Here is a 16,434-nt window from a genome sequence, read left to right as displayed (position 1 = left end):
CGCAAAATCCTCGCCCGGCACGCCGTTGCGTGCATTGCCCGGTCCGGCGGCACATGTCAGACCTGACCGTGCCAGCCCGGCGGAACGACTTCAAGGCGCGGCGACGGCTTCTGCCCTTCACCGGGCGGCACTGATTCGGCGCTCGGCCCGGCATCCGCCGGGGTCGATGCCGTTGGCACGCCGCCAGCCTGTGCATCGTGGCCATGCGCATCGCGTGCCATCTCGAAAATCTCGCCAAGCGGCGTATCGAGAGCGGCATTGTCGAGCAGGCCGGCCAGTGCCTCGGGCGCTTTCAGATGCTGCGCCAGCGCCGTGCGGTGCAGGCGCGGCAGGTTCAGCACGAGCCGCTCGTAGAGCGTACGCAGGGTCATTGTGTAGGGATCGCACAGCAGCGCCCAATGCGCCTGCCGCCCTTCCTGCTGCAGCTTGCCGACGAGATGCATGCTCTTCAGGCGCGTCAGCAACGTCGCCAGGTAATCGGCCTCCACCCGTAGCTTGCGGCCCAGATCCAGCTCGCCGATGCTGCGCGGCGAGGCGTGACGCGCCTGGTACAGCAACAATAGGACGCCCAGCGCATCGTAGAACTCGCTGCCCGCAAACACGCGACGCTGCCAGTGCCCCTCACGGATCACCGGGAGATTGGCGGCGATGGTCGCACCCAGGAGCGTCACCAGCCAGCTCAGGTAGATCCACAACAGGAAGATGGGCAAGGCGGCAAAGGTGCCGTAGACCGCCGTGTACGCCGGAAACTGCGTGATATACGCACCGAACGCGCGCTTGGTCAGCTCGAAGGCAATGGCGGCTACCAGCCCGGCCACCAGGGCATCACGCCACATCACCAGGGTATTGGGCACCGCCACGTAGAGCAAGGCAAATGCGAGGGCGGACAACAGCACCGGCAACATGGCCAGCAAGATGCCGAGACCAATCGTCATGCCATTGACATAGCCCGCCGAGATCGAAATCAGGTAGGAACTCACTGACAGGCTGGCCCCCATCAGCACCGGTCCGAAGGACAGCACGGCCCAAAACACGAGGATCCGCTGGGCCAGCGGCCGGGCACGCTTGACGCGCCAGATCGCGTTGAAGGCATTTTCGACGGTCAGTAGCGTCAGGACAGCCGTCACCAGCAAGCTGCCGAGGCCAGCCGCGGTCAGCCCCTTGGCGTTGCGCGAAAATTCGCCCAGATAGCCGGTGATGGAGTTGCTCACATTGCCGGGAATCAGGTTGGCGAACAGGAATCCCTCAAGGGCCTGGCGGAAGCTCTGGAAAATCGGAAACGCCGAGAACAGGGCAAAGGCCACCGTCAGCACCGGCACCAGCGACAGCACGGTCGTAAACGTCAGACTGCCGGCGACCTGCATCAGCTGGTCTTCGCGGGCGCGCCGTCCCGCGTACTGCAGCAGCGCGCGTACCTTGTCGAGATCCCACTGGCCGAATGCCGCGCCAGCGTTTCGCCAGCCGGCCCGCGGCCCTGCCGGTGAACGTCCTTGCTTCATGCCTTCTCCGCCATTGTGCTGCTCTTATAATACCCGGTCCGCCAGATGGATCATGATGAAAGACATCCTCGTTCTCTACTACAGCCGCCATGGCACCACCCGGAAACTCGCGCAGCTGATCGCCCGTGGCATCGACAGCGTGCCCGGCGCGCAGTCGCGCCTGCGCACGGTCCCACCGGTCTCGACGGTATGCGAAGCCAGCGCCCCCGAAATCCCCGATGACGGCCCGCCCTACGTCGAAGCCGTCGATCTCGAGGAGTGCGCCGGACTCGCGCTCGGTTCGCCCACCCGCTTCGGCAACATGGCCGCACCGCTCAAGTATTTCGTCGACAGCACCGCACCCCAGTGGGTGTCCGGTACGCTTGCCGGCAAACCCGCCTGCGTGTTTACCTCGAGCACCAGCCTGCACGGCGGGCAGGAAAGTACCCTGCTCAGCATGATGCTCCCATTGTTGCATCATGGCATGCTCATCCTCGGCCTGCCGTTCCAGAATGCTGAGCTGACCAGTACCCGCGCGGGCGGCACGCCCTACGGACCCAGCCACCACGCCCACGGCGGCAGCCAGGGGCGGATCGATGAATCCGAAGCCGCCCTGGCCATCGAAATGGGCCGGCGCCTCGCACAAACCGCCTTGAAACTGGCTGCATCATGACCACTCCCCGCGCTACCCCCGAAACTTCCGACGCTGCCCTGCACCAGTCCGGGCTGTACGCCATCAGCGTCGGCAGCCTGCTGGCGCTGATCGCCCTGTGCGCGGCATGGGAGTGGTTCCTCGCGCCCCTCCGCCCGGGCGGTTCCTGGCTGGTGCTCAAGGCCGCCCTGCTGGCCACGCCGCTACCAGGGCTGCTGCGCCGCAACCGCTATACCATGCAGTGGTCGACCATGTTCATCCTGCTCTACTTTACGGAAGGCGTGGTGCGCGGCTTCGCCGATCCGCCGCCGGTGTCGTGGCTGGCGCTTGCGGAAGTCATCCTGTCGCTGGTGTTCTTCGCCAGCACCGTGTTGTATCTTCGTCCGTTCAAACGCCGTGCGAGACAGAGCCATGCCAAATGATTTTCTCGACCAGTGCCGTGTGCGCCTCGGTGAGCAGTACGTCCTGACCGACCCCGCCGATACGGCGCCGTTCCTGCTCGACTGGCGCAAGCGTTTCCAAGGCACGGCGCTCGCGGTGCTGCGGCCGGGCAGCGCCGGCGAGGTGGCCGATGTAGTGGCGCTGTGCGCTGCGCATGGCGTCGCCATCGTGCCGCAGGGTGGCAACACTGGCCTGTGCGGCGGCGCCACGCCAGACACCTCGGGCGGGCAGGTCGTGCTGAGCCTGCAGCGCCTGAACCGCATCCGCAACGTCGACACCATCAACGATACGATCACCGTCGAAGCCGGTTGCATCCTCCAGGTCATCCAGGCAGAAGCGGCAGCAGCGGGCCGACTGTTCCCGCTTAGCCTGGCTGCCGAAGGCAGTTGCACCATCGGTGGGAATCTCTCCACCAACGCTGGGGGGACCGGCGTGCTGCGCTATGGTAACGCCCGCGAGCTATGCCTGGGGCTCGAGGTCGTGACCCCGCAAGGCGAACTGTGGGACGGCCTGCGCGGCCTGCGCAAGAACAACACCGGCTACGACCTGCGCGACCTGTATATCGGCGCCGAAGGGACGCTCGGCATCATCACGGCCGCGGTCCTCAAACTCTATCCGGCACCGGCTGCCCAGCTGACTGCGCTGGCCGGACTGGCGACGCCGCGCGATGCCCTGGCCCTGCTCGACCTGGCGCGACGGATGGCGGGACCGCTATTGACCGGCTTCGAACTGATGTCAGATTTTTGCCTGGCCCTGGTCGGCAAGCATTACCCGCACATGCGCTACCCGTTCGCCGAACGGCAACCGCAGACGGTACTGCTGGAACTGTCGGACAGCGAGAGCGAAAGCCATGCGCGCGAGATTTTCGAACGGCTGATGGAAGCCGCATTCGAGCAAGGCATCGTACGCGACGCCGTCGTCGCGGAGTCCGGCGCACAGTCGCAGGCCTTGTGGGACCTGCGGGAACATATCCCGCTGGCGCAAGCCGACGAGGGCAAGAACATCAAGCACGACGTCTCGGTACCAATCTCGCGCATCGCCGACTTCATCGAAGCCACCGACGCTGCGCTGGCGGATGCCTTCCCCGGTCTGCGCATGGTCACCTTCGGCCATCTCGGCGACGGTAACCTGCATTACAACGTTTCGCCGCCCGAGGGGACGGACTACGATGCCTTCCTGGTCAATCAGGCGAGCATCAACCGTCTGGTGCACGACAGCGTACATGCGCATGATGGGTCGATTTCGGCGGAGCATGGCCTCGGTCAACTGAAGCGCGAGGAAATTGTGCGTTATAAGTCTCCCCTGGAAATCAGGTTGATGCAGGCCATCAAGCAGGCCCTGGATCCGCAAGGCATCATGAACCCCGGCAAGGTCGTCTGACCTCGCCGCCCTCCCTCTCAGCACACACGACGATGAGCAGCATTCCGCTTCCCGTTCCCCCCACCGGCTATGCACTACTGCACGCCAGCCCCTATCTCGGCCTGATCGGCCCGTGCTACTACGCCAAGGACAGCAACGGCGTGCTCAGCCTGGGCCTGTTCATCCAGGAAAAACACGTCAACGCCGTCGGCATCGGCCATGGCGGCTTGTTAACGAGCCTGGCAGACGCCTCGCTCGGCCTCGCCATCTACGAGGTACACCCGAGCAGCGGCCCGATGGTCACGGCCAGCCTCAGCATGGAATTTCTCGAGGCCGCGCGCCTCGGCGACTGGGTCGAGACACACGTCGACATCGAACGCATCGGCAAGCGGATTTCCTACGCCAACTGCTTCCTTCATGTCGGTGATCGGCGCATTCTGCGTGCAAGTGGTGTTTTCGTCAGTACCCCACCGCAGGAAAACGCACGCAAACTGCTCAGCGACAACTGAGCCGCGGCGCCATAGCGTTAATCCTCTCCGCCCTGCGCGGCCTGTTCGCGACAAGCCGACTCATGCGGAAAGTACGGTACGGACTATACTGAAAGTGCCCTCGCTACCGGCGCGCGGCAACGCCGGAACGTCATTCTGTCGGCGCTGCAGCCGGGCTCGCCAGCGCCATGGAGAGCACCATGTTGAGGCATATTCTGGTGGCGACAGACGGGTCACCCCTGTCCACCCACGCGGTCCGCAAGGCCGTGACACTTGCCAGCAAACTCGGCGCGCGGATGACCGCGTTACATGTCATGCAGCCTTTCCGGGTGGTGACATTCGTGCCGGAAATGCTGGAAGACACCGAAACCCAATATCTGGAGCACGCCCGCAGTCAGGCGGAGGCGATCCTGGCCGACGTTACCGAGACGGCCCGGGCTGCTGACGTCCCCTGCGAGGCGATCACGCTGACCCACGAGCACCCATATGAAGCCATCATCTCGACCGCCCAGGCCAAGGACTGCGATATGATCGCTATGGCTTCGCACGGTCGACGCGGCATTCAGGCGACGATCATTGGCAGCGAAACCCAGAAAGTGCTGACGCACAGCCAGCTCCCTGTCCTGGTGTTCCGGTAAACGCGGAGACGGGTCTGCACGTGCGACCTCACCTGACGCTCCTGCACCGGTGCTCGCTGTCGGACACGGCCGTGCTCGCGCTTAAGCCAGCCGAGCCTGCCAATCCTTCACGTCGTACAGCAGACAGAGGGCAACTGCCGAATGATGGGCGGCGCGCCGCCTGTCTATTCACGAACCGCTGATGGAGACAGCCACACCGCGAGCCAGCGCTCAGGTAGCAGGGAAGGCGGGGAAAACGCGAGAAATAACGCGGAAACTGGCCTGCCCAGAGGGATTCGAACCCCCGACCCTCGGCTTAGAAGGCCGATGCTCTATCCAACTGAGCTATGGGCAGTCGATGCGCCTGCGAGCAAAGTGGCTCATGCAGGGCGATAGGGGACGCATTCTAGCAAAGTTCGGCATATGAGGCGCGGGCCAACACCCTTGAAGGACAGGATGCGTCCTGACGTAGGCTCGAACGCCCGCCCATAACACCAGCGAACGGACCAGCGCGCTCGCGAACCAGAAACGCCCCGCAGCAAAAAAAAGCGGAGCGGCACGACACCGCTCCGCCCTCAAAAGCGGCCCCTCCCCAAGAAGCAGGGCCGCAATTCCGCGCCCCCCACGGCCGCGGAATCCTGCGGACCAGGTCAGTTGACCGGGCCCAGAATGGTGTCGACTGATTCCCCAATCAGGAAGATCTCAGTACGGCGATTGCGCATGCGTCCCTCGGGCGTACCGTTGTCGGCGTCCGGGCGGGTTGCGGCAAAGCCGCGCGCACGCATGCGTGCCGGATTGATGCCGCGTTCACGCAGGGCGTCGTAGACGATCTTGGCGCGCGCTTCGGACAGGGATTTGTTGTATTCGGGGCTGCCGACGTTATCCGTATGGCCTTCCACGGACACCAGCTTGTCGCTGCGACGCAGCAGCGTCGCCGAGCGGTCCAGCGCCGCACCAGCGCCCGAACGCAGCGCGGCTTTGTCGAATTCGAACAGGACAGTGTCAGGCAGGCGCATGGCAACGCCTTCTTCCGTCTGCCGCACTTCCAGGCCGGCGGCACGATTGCTCGTTTCCTCACTGCGCCGATCCAGCTGGCTCGATGCGCAACCCGTGGCCAGCACAGCGGCCAGCACGGCGAAAACAGGCGCGAACGACTTCATGGAAATCCCCTTCTACTGACATGTTTTGTTACCGAGAGGATACGGATTTCCGCGATGGGTACTGTCAACAATTGTCACGCCACAGTCGCCGCCCGAACACGGTAGCGCAGCGCGTGACTGAACAGTTGTGCCGCGATACTTTATGACTGGGTCCGCTGATCGCGAATCCACATCCTGGTTGTCGACCGGCATGAGAGAAAACTTAAGGCGCGAGCCAGTGCTGTTGCGCAAACGCACTAATCTGAAAACGCGCAGTTGAAATCTCTCGTGCAAGCTGCGCCATGAAGTGGCATCATGAAAAAAACGGAAACAGAATGGCAAACGGGGAGTCTCAGATGTAGACCGCATGACGCCGGTGGGCGCGCACAGAACAGGATCAACTTCACACAGCAGGAGGTGAAACCATGTCGATCTTCGACCGCTACCAAGCCCGGTATGACGCGGGTCAGGAAGAGGAAATGTCGCTCCAGGAATATCTGGACCTGTGCAAGCGAGACCCGACAGCGTACGCCAGCGTCGCCGAACGCATGCTGATGGCCATTGGCGAGCCCCAGTTGCTGGATACCCGCTCCAATCCCCGCCTGTCGCGCATCTTCGCCAACAAGGTCATCCGCATTTACCCTGCCTTCCGCGACTTCTACGGCATGGAAGAGGTGATCGAAAGCATCGTCTCCTACATCCGCCACGCCGCGCAGGGCCTGGAAGAACGCAAGCAGTTGCTCTACCTCCTCGGTCCGGTCGGCGGTGGCAAGTCCTCGCTGGCGGAAAAGCTCAAGTCGCTCATCGAAAAGGTGCCGTTCTACGCGGTCAAGGGTTCGCCGGTCCACGAGACGCCGCTCGGTCTGTTCAACCCCGTCGAGGACGGTCCGATCCTCGAGGAAGACTACGGCATTCCGCGCCGCTACCTGAACACCATCATGTCGCCGTGGGCGGTCAAGCGGCTACATGAATTCAATGGCGACATCACCAAGTTCCGCGTGGTGAAGCTGTACCCCTCCGTGCTGAACCAGATCGCAGTGGCCAAGACCGAGCCTGGCGACGAGAACAACCAGGATATTTCCTCCCTGGTGGGCAAGATCGACATCCGCCAGCTTGAGCATTATTCGCAGGACGACCCCGACGCCTACAGCTACTCGGGCGGCCTGTGCCTGGCCAACCGCGGCATTCTCGAGTTCGTCGAGATGTTCAAGGCGCCGATCAAGGTGCTGCACCCCTTGCTGACAGCAACCCAGGAAAATAACTACAAGGGCACCGAGGGCTTCGGGGCGATTCCGTTCGATGGCATGATCCTCGCCCACTCGAACGAGGCCGAATGGCAGGCGTTCCGCAACAACCGCAACAACGAGGCCTTCCTCGACCGGATCTATATCGTCAAGGTGCCGTACTGCCTGCGCGTGACCGAGGAAATCCACATCTACGAGAAGCTGCTCGCCAACTCCTCGCTGTCGCACGCGGTCTGCGCACCGGATACGCTGAAGATGATGGCGCAGTTCTCGGTGCTGTCACGGCTGAAGGAACCTGAGAACTCTTCGATCTATTCGAAGATGCGCATCTACGACGGCGAGAACCTGAAGGATACCGATCCCAAGGCCAAGAGCCTGCAGGAGTATCGCGACTACGCAGGCGTCGACGAGGGTATGACCGGCATCTCGACACGCTTTGCCTTCAAGATCCTCTCCAAGGTGTTCAACTTCGACCACCGCGAACTGGCAGCCAACCCGGTGCACCTGATGTACGTGCTGGAGCAGCAGATCCAGCAGGAGCAGCTGCCGCCCGAGGTGGAAGAGCGGCTGCTGCGTTATATCAAGGAATTCCTGTCGCCGCGCTACGCCGAGTTCATCGGCAAGGAGATCCAGACGGCATACCTGGAGTCGTACTCCGAATACGGCCAGAACATCTTCGACCGTTACGTGACCTACGCCGACTTCTGGATCCAGGATCAGGAGTACCGCGATCCCAATACCGGCGAGATTCTCGACCGCGCGGCGCTCAACGACGATCTGGAGAAGATCGAGAAGCCGGCCGGCATCAGTAACCCGAAGGACTTCCGCCACGAGGTGGTCAACTTCGTGCTGCGCTCGCGAGCTCAGCACGAAGGCAAGAATCCGGCGTGGACGTCCTACGAGAAGCTGCGCGCGGTGATCGAAACCAAGATGTTCTCGAACACCGAGGACCTGCTGCCGGTCATCTCCTTCAACGCCAAGGCCAGTGCGGACGAACAGAAGAAGCACCAGGACTTCGTCAACCGCATGACGGCGAAAGGCTATACCGAGCGGCAGGTACGGCTACTGGCCGAGTGGTACCTGCGCGTGCGCAAGTCAGCATGAGTTGACAAAAGGAGCGTAGCCCATGGATCGCGGAAGGAGTGGCATCCTTCGAATCGTCGACCGGCGCTTCGACAGCAAGAACAAGAGCACGGTCAACCGCCAGCGGTTCCTGCGCCGCTTCAAGGGGCAGATCCGCGAGGCGGTGACCAATGTCATCAACCAGCGGGGCGTGCGGGACATCGATAGCGGGGAGAAGATCAGCATTCCGGCACGGGACATCTCCGAGCCCCAGTTCCAGCACGGGCGCGGCGGCGTCTGGCGGCGTACGCTGCCCGGCAACGACCGTTTCCACAGCGGCGACGAGATCGATCGTCCCGATGGTGGCGGAGGCGGTAGTGGCAGCGGAAAAGCCAGCAACGAGGGCGAAGGCATGGACGAATTCGCCTTCACGCTCAGCCGCGAGGAATTCCTCGAGCTGTTCTTCGAGGACCTGGCGCTGCCGAATCTCGTCAAGACCCAGCTCGCCCGCATCGACGAGTACCAGCGCATACGCGCCGGCTACACGCAGACCGGCGTGCCCGCCAATATCAGTATCCCGCGCTCGATGCGTGGCGCAGCCGGGCGGCGCATTGCCTTCTCGGCTGTGCACGCACGCCGGCTGCAGGAGCTGAAGGCGCAACTCGAAGATGCCGTCGTACGCTTTGGCGAGGAATCCGAGGAAGCCCGCGAGATCCGCCGCGAGATCGCCAAGCTGCGCACACGCATCGAGGCCATCCCGTTTATCGATTCGATCGACCTGCGCTACAACAATCGCGTGCGCATCCCACGCCCGTCGACGCAGGCCGTGATGTTCTGCGTAATGGACGTCTCGGGGTCGATGGACGAGGAGAAGAAAAACATCGCCAAACGCTTCTTCATGTTGCTGTACCTGTTCCTGACCCGCACCTACGACCATATCGAGCTGGTGTTCATCCGCCACCATACGCAGGCGGTCGAGGTTGGCGAGGAGGACTTCTTCACCTCGCGCGAGACAGGCGGCACGGTGGTCTCGAGCGCCCTGCAGCTGATGCACAAGATCATCGCCGACCGCTACCAGAGCAGCGTCTGGAACATCTACTGCGCACAGGCGTCCGACGGCGAGAACTGGGATGGCGATTCGCCGCAATGCCGGGCCCTGCTCGGCGAGAACATCCTGCCGCTGGTGCAGTATTTCGCCTACATCGAGATCAGCACGGTCGATCCGCAAAACCTGTGGCTGGAGTACGAACAGCTACTGGACCAGTTCAAGGGCCGGTTCGCCATGCAACAGATCCGCGACCTGACCGATATCTACCCGGTGTTTCGCGAACTTTTCCGGAAGAAACTCGCATGAGCGCAACCCGAGAAAGCCAGTTGTTGCCGCATGGTTCCGAATGGAGCTTCGAGGCGCTGATGGAATACGACGCCGAAATTGCGCGCGTGGCCAAGCGTTTCGAACTCGACACCTATCGGCACCAGATCGAGATCATCACCGCCGAGCAGATGCTGGATGCTTATGCCTCTATCGGCATGCCGGTGTACTACCACCACTGGTCATTCGGCAAGCATTTCCTCGCCCACGAAAAGCACTACAAGCGTGGGCAGATGGGCCTGGCGTACGAAATCGTCATCAACTCGGATCCCTGCATCGTGTACCTGATGGAGGAAAACACGCTAATGATGCAGGCGCTGGTGATCGCCCATGCCGCCTACGGCCACAACTCCTTCTTCAAGAACAACTACCTGTTCCGCACGTGGACCACGGCCGACGCCATTGTCGATTACCTGATCTTTGCCCGCAACTACATCGCAGACTGCGAGGAGCGGTATGGCTACGAAGAAGTCGAACGCCTGCTCGATGCCTGCCACGCGTTGTCGAATGTCGGTGTCGACCACTACAAGCGCCCCGCCAAGCTATCCCTGGAGAAGGAGCGCGCCCAGCAGAAGGAGCGCGAGGAGTACCTGCAGCAACAGGTCAATGAGTTGTGGCGCACGCTGCCGCGCCGCGAAGAAAAGGATGTCGCGCCGACCACCGCGCGCTTTCCCGCTGAGCCGGAAGAGAACATTCTGTACTTCATCGAAAAGAATGCGCCGCTGCTTGATCCATGGCAGCGCGAGATCGTGCGCATCGTGCGCAAGATCGGCCAGTACTTCTATCCGCAGCGGCAGACGCAGGTGATGAACGAGGGTTGGGCCTGCTTCTGGCACTACAACCTGCTCAACACGCTGTACGACGAAGGCCGGCTGTCGGACGGCTTCATGCTGGAATTTCTCCAGTCGCATACCAGTGTCATCGCGCAGCCGCCCTATCACCACCCGATGTACGGCGGCATCAACCCGTATGCACTCGGCTATGCCATGTGGACCGATATCCGCCGCATCTGCGAGCAGCCCACCGATGAGGACCGCGCATGGTTCCCGGAAATCGCCGGCAAGAACTGGCGCGAGGTGATGGACTTTGCCATGCGCAACTTCAAGGACGAAAGCTTCATCGCCCAGTACCTGTCACCCAAGGTGATGCGCGACTTCCGCATGTTCACGCTGTTCGATGACGACTCGCGCCCCACCCTACAGGTGGAAGCGATTCACGATGACACCGGCTTCATCGCCGTGCGCAAAGCGTTGTCCGAGCAGTACAACATCGGCGTGCGCGAGCCTAATCTGCAGGTCTGGAATGTCGACGTTCGTGGCGATCGCTCCCTGACCGTACGTTGCTTCGAGCACCAGCGGCACGCGCTCGGCGACACGACGCCGGCTGTGATGAAGCATCTGTATTACCTGTGGGGTTTCACTACCCGCCTGGAAATGCTGCGCCCCGACGGCACCGTGACCCTGCTGCACGAGTGCAACAACCGTTCCTGAAGCCGGACGCACTCGGCCCGAGGAAGAAGACACGCTGACGCGGCAAGCGTCATCAGGGCGGGCCGGCTGTCCGCGCCAACCCGCCACTCTGCTGTGAGGTACTCCCTGAGTGCCAACCAAGGGTATTCCCTGACTCTCTTTATGCTTCCCAATAGAACTATATAGGACTATAGTTCAACCCGACGCAGGACGAGTGGGCACAGTGACTGGCTGGCACAGCGGTTTCCGGGCATCATTGCCCAGTTCGATCCTGTTTGAGATGACATTTTGGCCACACGAAACAACCCACCCGCCCCTGCCCGTGCCGACCTTTTTGAAACCCTGCGCCGGCCGAGCAAGAACGGGCAACCCAAGTACGCACGCCTGAGCGATGCGTTGCTGGAAGCCATTACGTCTGGCCACTGGAAGCCCGGCGACAAGCTGCCGAGCGAGGAAGAACTGGCGGAAATGACGCCGTTCAGCCTCGGGACCGTCCAGCGCGCCCTGCGACAGCTGTCGGAGCAGGGCATTGTGGTGCGGCAGCATGGCCTGGGCAGTTTCGTGGCCGAAACCGATCTGAAAATGGAGGATCCGTGGCATTGCCGGTTCCTGGACGATGCTGGGGAGCGGCCGCTGCCAATCTACTCGAAGGCGGTGAAACGCGAGGCGGTGACCCGGCCGGGCGCATGGTGCCGGTATTTTCCGGACGCGGGCGACAACGCTATCCGCATCGACCGGGTCATCAGCGTCAACAACGAATTCAACATCCTGTCGCGGTTCTTTACCGATCGCCGACAGTTGCCAGCCCTGTGGGAAAAGCCATTGCCTACATTGCATGGCGTGAATTTCAAGCGCCTGATCATGCGCGAGTCGAACATGCTGATCACACGCATCGAGCATCTGGTGCGCGCCATGCAGTTCGACGAAGACGTGTCCACCACGCTTCAGCTGGACACCCCTGCCACCGGGATGTTCCTGCAGGCGGGTGCGTACATGGGGCGTGAAACTTGCGTGTATTACCAGGAATTTTTCATTCCACCGACGCAACGCACGCTGGTGATTCCGGACGGCATACTGGGCAACCGGCGTTGAATGACGAGCGGTGGTGGGAGGAATGCAGTGTATGCGGAGATAGGGAACGCGCCAGAGGACTCGCGGTTGGACCTCGGCAGCGCCGAATACCGAACGACGTTGCATTCCGCAAAATTTTTTTCGCCAGCAAGACCTATATAGCTCTATAGCAACCAAGGAAAACCGATGGGCAAGCCTGCAAAGAACCTGTTGATCATCATGTCCGACGAGCACAACCCCAAGATGCTGGGGTGCGCTGGTCACCCGATCGTCGAAACCCCCAATCTCGACCGCCTCGCCGCACGCGGCACGCGTTTCAGTTCGGCATACTGCGCGAGCCCTGTCTGCATTCCGGCGCGCGCATCTTTCGCGGTCGGCAAGTACATCCATGAAATCGGCTATGCCGACAACGCCGATGCCTACGACGGTGCCATCCCGAGCTGGCACCACAAGCTGCGCGACCGTGGACACAAGGTCGTGTCGATCGGCAAGCTGCATTTCCGCGAGGAAGGCGAGGACCACGGCTTCTCGGAGGAAATCATCCCCATGCACATCGTCGAAGGCAAAGGCGACCTGATGGGCCTCGTGCGCAGCGACCTGCCGGTGCGCAAGGGCGCCTACAAGATGGCCGACCTCGCCGGCCCCGGCGAGAGCCAGTACACTTTCTACGACCGCGAGATCGCCGCGCGTGCGCAAGTCTGGCTGCGCGAGCAGGCGACAGCAGAACATGACAAGCCGTGGGTACTGTTCGTATCGTTCGTCGCCCCGCACTTTCCGCTCACCGCGCCGCCCGAACATTTCTATAAGTACTACGACCAGGACCTGCCGCTACCCAAGCTGTATGCCCACGACCAGCGCCCCACCCACCCTTACCAGGTGGACTACCGCAAGAGCTTCAACTACGACGACTATTTCGATGCCGTCAAGCTGAAGAAGGCACTGGCAGGCTACTACGGCCTGTGCTCCTTCCTCGACGAGAACATCGGCAAGGTGCTGCAGGCGCTGGACGATGCAGGGCTCACGGACGACACCCGTGTCATTTACACCAGCGACCACGGCGACAACCTCGGCTCACGCGGCATGTGGGGCAAGTCAACGCTGTTCGAAGAGGCCGCGGGCGTGCCGCTAATCATGGCGGGACCGGACGTGCCCGCGGGCAAGGCCATTGATACGCCCGTGAGTCATGTCGACGCGTACCCCTATATCCTCGAAGCGGTAGGCGCCGCCACTCCCGCCCTGCTGGAAGGTTTCCCTGGCGTCTCGCTGCAGGCCCTCGCCGAGGGCGCGCAGCCGGATCGCAACGTGCTCTCCGAATACCACGGGATGGGATCGGCCACGGGGGCCTTCATGATTCGCCATGGGCAATACAAGTACATCTACTACGTCGATTACCCTGCCCAGTTGTTTGACCTCAAGGCTGATCCGGAAGAACTCCATGACCTCGGAAGCGACCCGGCCCACACCGCCACGCGCGAGATCTGCCACGCACGCCTGATGGCAATGTGCGATCCGGTCGCGGTCGACAAGCGCGTACGCAAGCGCCAGGCCGAACTGCTCGAGGCCAACGGCGGCCGCGACTACGTGGTCCGCCGCGGCGACCTTGGCTTCAGCCCGCCGCCTGGTGCCGCCATCACGTTCGATTGACCAGGCAGCCCACACTCCACGCCCACCCACTGCGCGGACTGCATGCCAGCATGGCCTGCAGCCACCCGTGCAGTACAGCAAAAAAAACGACCTCACCGGAGGAGACATCCATGAACTGCTTCAAGACCACGCTGGCCGCGCTGACCACACTGGCAGCGCTATCCTTCACCAGTACCACCTCCGCCAATCAGGCAGTACGCGTCATCGTGCCCTACCCCGCTGGCGGCGGTGTCGACGCGGTCGCCCGCATCGTCTCGCAAAAGCTGACGGACCTCGACAAGACCAACTACCTGGTCGACAACCGCGGCGGTGCCAGCGGTGCCATTGGCGCCAGCGTGGTGGCCAAGAGCCAGCCCAACGGCAGCACCTTCCTGATCGCCTCGCCCGCTGAAATCGTCGTCAGCAAGGCTGCTGGAATCAAGCTGCCCTACAACCCCGAACGCGATCTCGTACCGGTCGTCTTGATCGGCGAAACGCCGCTGGCCATCGTCGCGCACCCCTCGCTTGGCGTCACTTCATTGCAGCAGCTCGTGAACAGCCAGCAGAAAGACATCAGTTACGGCACGCCCGGCAGCGGCAGCTCGATGCATTTCGCGGGCGCCGTCCTGAGCCTTTCCGGCAAAGTCTCGCTGCTGCACGTGCCCTACAAGGGCGCTGCACCGGCCCTGAATGACCTGCTCGGCGGGCAGGTGAAACTCGGCGTGATGGGCCTGCCGCCGGTAATCGCGCACCACAACAGCGGCAAGGTCAAGATTCTCGCCGTCACCACGCCGAAGCGTTCGCCGGCCCTGCCCGACGTGCCGACCGTCGCTGAAATCCTCAAGGTCAAGGATTACCGCTTTTCCAACTGGATGGGTGTATTTGCCCCGGCCGGCACACCCGCCAAGGAGATCGAACGGCTGAACAAGAGCATCAATCAAGCCTTGCAGGATCCGGCCGTGCGCAAGCAGCTGATGGATGGCGGCGTCGAACCGGTGGGTGGCAGCACCGCGCAGTTCGAATCGTTCCTCAAGGAGGAGGAGGCGCGCTATACCTCAGCGGCAAAACAGGCAGACATCCGCGCCGACCAGTAATCCGGAGCCCGCGTCACCACGCGGACAGCCAGCCAGACGCATCGAGGCATGCGTCCTGGCTGCGCTTTTCAGATGTCCGCGGCCAACCCATTGCGCTCGATGGGTTGCCCCTGCATCCAGTGCCTGATGGTCTGCACATGCCCCTTGCGGACGAACTTGCCGACCTTCTGCCGGAACTCACCGTAACCGATCGGATCTGCCAGGCGCACCACATAGCCTTCGCTATGACCCCAGCGACTCTCCTGCCAGAGATGCCGGATCGTCTTCTCGTCGAAGAGTCCGTCATACAGTACCGGCACCGGTGTGATTCCAAGAAGGGTGAACCATTCCATGGTTTCATCCCAGCCCAGGCAGACATTTCCCTCATTCCAGATCGAAAAGCCCATGAAGTAGCTTCGCAGTGCCGTGTAATGAATCGAATGCCGGGCATACAGGTTCTCGCCGCACACGCGCCAGCCGTCCGGAGTATCCGCGCTGATTCCGCTCCAGAATCGCTTGACCCGGTTCCGGCTCGGATGGCCTCGGCCATCGACGCTTCTGGCATGCGTGTAGTCCCGGTATAGAGTCGTGTTTTCACCATCCATCTTCTCGGTGACAATCACCCGCTTGCCATGGAAGGCCGAGAGCGAGCCGAGCACGCGGTCATCGTCATTGACCCCGGCGGACCAGGGCAGATGGTGCGTGCGCGGATATTTCACCCAGCTGGAAAACAACGCGAGCACCTGGCCCGAAGCAAGAATCTTCTGCACGCTTTCATCGAAGAACAGCTCGCCTTTGAGACGCTGGCCATTTGCCAGGACCGGGTTTCCCCATTTGTCATACCGCTGGTCCGCGTACAGGTGCGGTGGCACGATGATGCGCGTGATACCACAGGCATGCCGGACATCCTCGACCGAGATCGCGGTCTGCTCGCACAGCACATGGTGCTCACCACAAACCGATGCACCGTTGTCGAGGTAGTAACCGCCATCCGGCCAGAGGCGGCGCTCGATGATATGGTGCGCATCCTCGGCAGGTCTATCGCAAAAGACGCATGTATGCCGATCCCTGGCGAACACCCCCTCTCTGAATTCATCGCGACTCAACAAGGCTGTCGTCTTGTTCATCTTGTGCCCTGCCATGAAAAAACGCTGAAGCGCTGAAAAGCCGTCGGGACCGCTGTCTGGCCATGCGACGGCAACTGGATATGAAACGACCGGCGCGACACACCGGGTTCAGGGCAGAGAAAATTTTGAAGGGACATGCCGGCAGCACGCTCTCCCTCGAGGGCGTGCCGGAGACGGCAGATACGCAATGCGCAGAAGAAGCAGTCTGGCCCAGAGAGC

14 protein-coding genes and 1 tRNA gene are annotated in these 16,434 nt (G+C 62.2%); 11 read left to right on the top strand and 4 right to left on the bottom strand.

Translation table 11 applies throughout. The features are described 5' to 3' along the window. Positions 1 to 56: 56 nt before the first annotated feature. Positions 57 to 1,499, bottom strand: coding sequence for a YihY family inner membrane protein (locus tag ACQ3C8_RS06015; RefSeq protein WP_428852820.1), 1,443 nt, complete (start codon positions 1,497 to 1,499; stop codon positions 57 to 59). A gap of 55 nt (positions 1,500 to 1,554) precedes the next feature. Between ACQ3C8_RS06015 and wrbA the strand changes: the two genes are divergently transcribed. From wrbA to ACQ3C8_RS05990, 5 genes are all read left to right on the top strand, one after another. After that, on the top strand, positions 1,555 to 2,151 hold the full coding sequence (gene wrbA, locus ACQ3C8_RS06010; RefSeq protein WP_428853038.1) for an NAD(P)H:quinone oxidoreductase: 597 nt from the start codon (positions 1,555 to 1,557) through the stop codon (positions 2,149 to 2,151). Beyond that, positions 2,148 to 2,552: a DUF2069 domain-containing protein gene (locus tag ACQ3C8_RS06005; protein WP_009522438.1), complete on the top strand. Its 405-nt coding sequence runs from the start codon at positions 2,148 to 2,150 to the stop codon at positions 2,550 to 2,552. The genes wrbA and ACQ3C8_RS06005 overlap by 4 nt, the downstream gene beginning before the upstream one ends. Continuing rightward, positions 2,542 to 3,951 (top strand): FAD-binding oxidoreductase, encoded by a 1,410-nt coding sequence (locus tag ACQ3C8_RS06000; protein ID WP_428852819.1) that lies wholly within the window; start codon positions 2,542 to 2,544, stop codon positions 3,949 to 3,951. The genes ACQ3C8_RS06005 and ACQ3C8_RS06000 overlap by 11 nt, the downstream gene beginning before the upstream one ends. 32 nt (positions 3,952 to 3,983) lie before the next feature. Further along, complete coding sequence (locus ACQ3C8_RS05995; protein ID WP_009522436.1) at positions 3,984 to 4,439, top strand: PaaI family thioesterase; 456 nt, start codon at positions 3,984 to 3,986, stop codon at positions 4,437 to 4,439. Positions 4,440 to 4,618: 179 nt separating this feature from the next. Next, positions 4,619 to 5,056, top strand: coding sequence for a universal stress protein (locus tag ACQ3C8_RS05990; RefSeq protein ID WP_428852818.1), 438 nt, complete (start codon positions 4,619 to 4,621; stop codon positions 5,054 to 5,056). Positions 5,057 to 5,313: 257 nt separating this feature from the next. On the opposite strand, the gene ACQ3C8_RS05985 is transcribed toward ACQ3C8_RS05990, so the two are convergent. After that, positions 5,314 to 5,390: transfer RNA gene (locus ACQ3C8_RS05985), tRNA-Arg, on the bottom strand. Positions 5,391 to 5,685: 295 nt separating this feature from the next. After that, the gene (locus tag ACQ3C8_RS05980; protein WP_428852817.1) at positions 5,686 to 6,195 is read right to left on the bottom strand and encodes an OmpA family protein; all 510 of its coding nucleotides are present in this window, start codon (positions 6,193 to 6,195) and stop codon (positions 5,686 to 5,688) included. 404 nt (positions 6,196 to 6,599) lie between these two features. On the opposite strand from ACQ3C8_RS05980, the gene ACQ3C8_RS05975 reads away from it, so the two are divergent. The 6 genes from ACQ3C8_RS05975 to ACQ3C8_RS05950 all read left to right on the top strand — a co-directional run bounded on the left by ACQ3C8_RS05975 (position 6,600) and on the right by ACQ3C8_RS05950 (position 15,109). Beyond that, the gene (locus ACQ3C8_RS05975) at positions 6,600 to 8,522 is read left to right on the top strand and encodes a PrkA family serine protein kinase (RefSeq protein WP_009522433.1); all 1,923 of its coding nucleotides are present in this window, start codon (positions 6,600 to 6,602) and stop codon (positions 8,520 to 8,522) included. Between the two features lie 22 nt (positions 8,523 to 8,544). Further along, positions 8,545 to 9,834, top strand: coding sequence for a YeaH/YhbH family protein (locus tag ACQ3C8_RS05970; RefSeq protein WP_428852816.1), 1,290 nt, complete (start codon positions 8,545 to 8,547; stop codon positions 9,832 to 9,834). After that, the gene (locus tag ACQ3C8_RS05965) at positions 9,831 to 11,342 is read left to right on the top strand and encodes a SpoVR family protein (RefSeq protein ID WP_428852815.1); all 1,512 of its coding nucleotides are present in this window, start codon (positions 9,831 to 9,833) and stop codon (positions 11,340 to 11,342) included. The genes ACQ3C8_RS05970 and ACQ3C8_RS05965 overlap by 4 nt, the downstream gene beginning before the upstream one ends. 267 nt (positions 11,343 to 11,609) lie before the next feature. After that, positions 11,610 to 12,413 (top strand): GntR family transcriptional regulator, encoded by an 804-nt coding sequence (locus ACQ3C8_RS05960; RefSeq protein ID WP_428852814.1) that lies wholly within the window; start codon positions 11,610 to 11,612, stop codon positions 12,411 to 12,413. Positions 12,414 to 12,578: 165 nt separating this feature from the next. Further along, a complete protein-coding gene (locus tag ACQ3C8_RS05955; RefSeq protein WP_428852813.1) occupies positions 12,579 to 14,036 on the top strand; it encodes a sulfatase-like hydrolase/transferase in 1,458 nt (485 codons plus the stop codon). Between the two features lie 110 nt (positions 14,037 to 14,146). Then, positions 14,147 to 15,109, top strand: coding sequence for a Bug family tripartite tricarboxylate transporter substrate binding protein (locus tag ACQ3C8_RS05950; RefSeq protein ID WP_428852812.1), 963 nt, complete (start codon positions 14,147 to 14,149; stop codon positions 15,107 to 15,109). A gap of 68 nt (positions 15,110 to 15,177) precedes the next feature. On the opposite strand, the gene ACQ3C8_RS05945 is transcribed toward ACQ3C8_RS05950, so the two are convergent. Next, positions 15,178 to 16,215: an RNA ligase family protein gene (locus ACQ3C8_RS05945; protein ID WP_428852811.1), complete on the bottom strand. Its 1,038-nt coding sequence runs from the start codon at positions 16,213 to 16,215 to the stop codon at positions 15,178 to 15,180. Positions 16,216 to 16,434 lie beyond the last annotated feature (219 nt).

It is taken from the genome of Imbroritus primus, from assembly GCF_964332355.1.
GTDB lineage: Bacteria > Pseudomonadota > Gammaproteobacteria > Burkholderiales > Burkholderiaceae > Imbroritus > Imbroritus primus.
The sequence above is the reverse complement of the archived record's forward strand: the minus strand, read 5'-3'. Positions and strand labels throughout refer to the sequence as shown.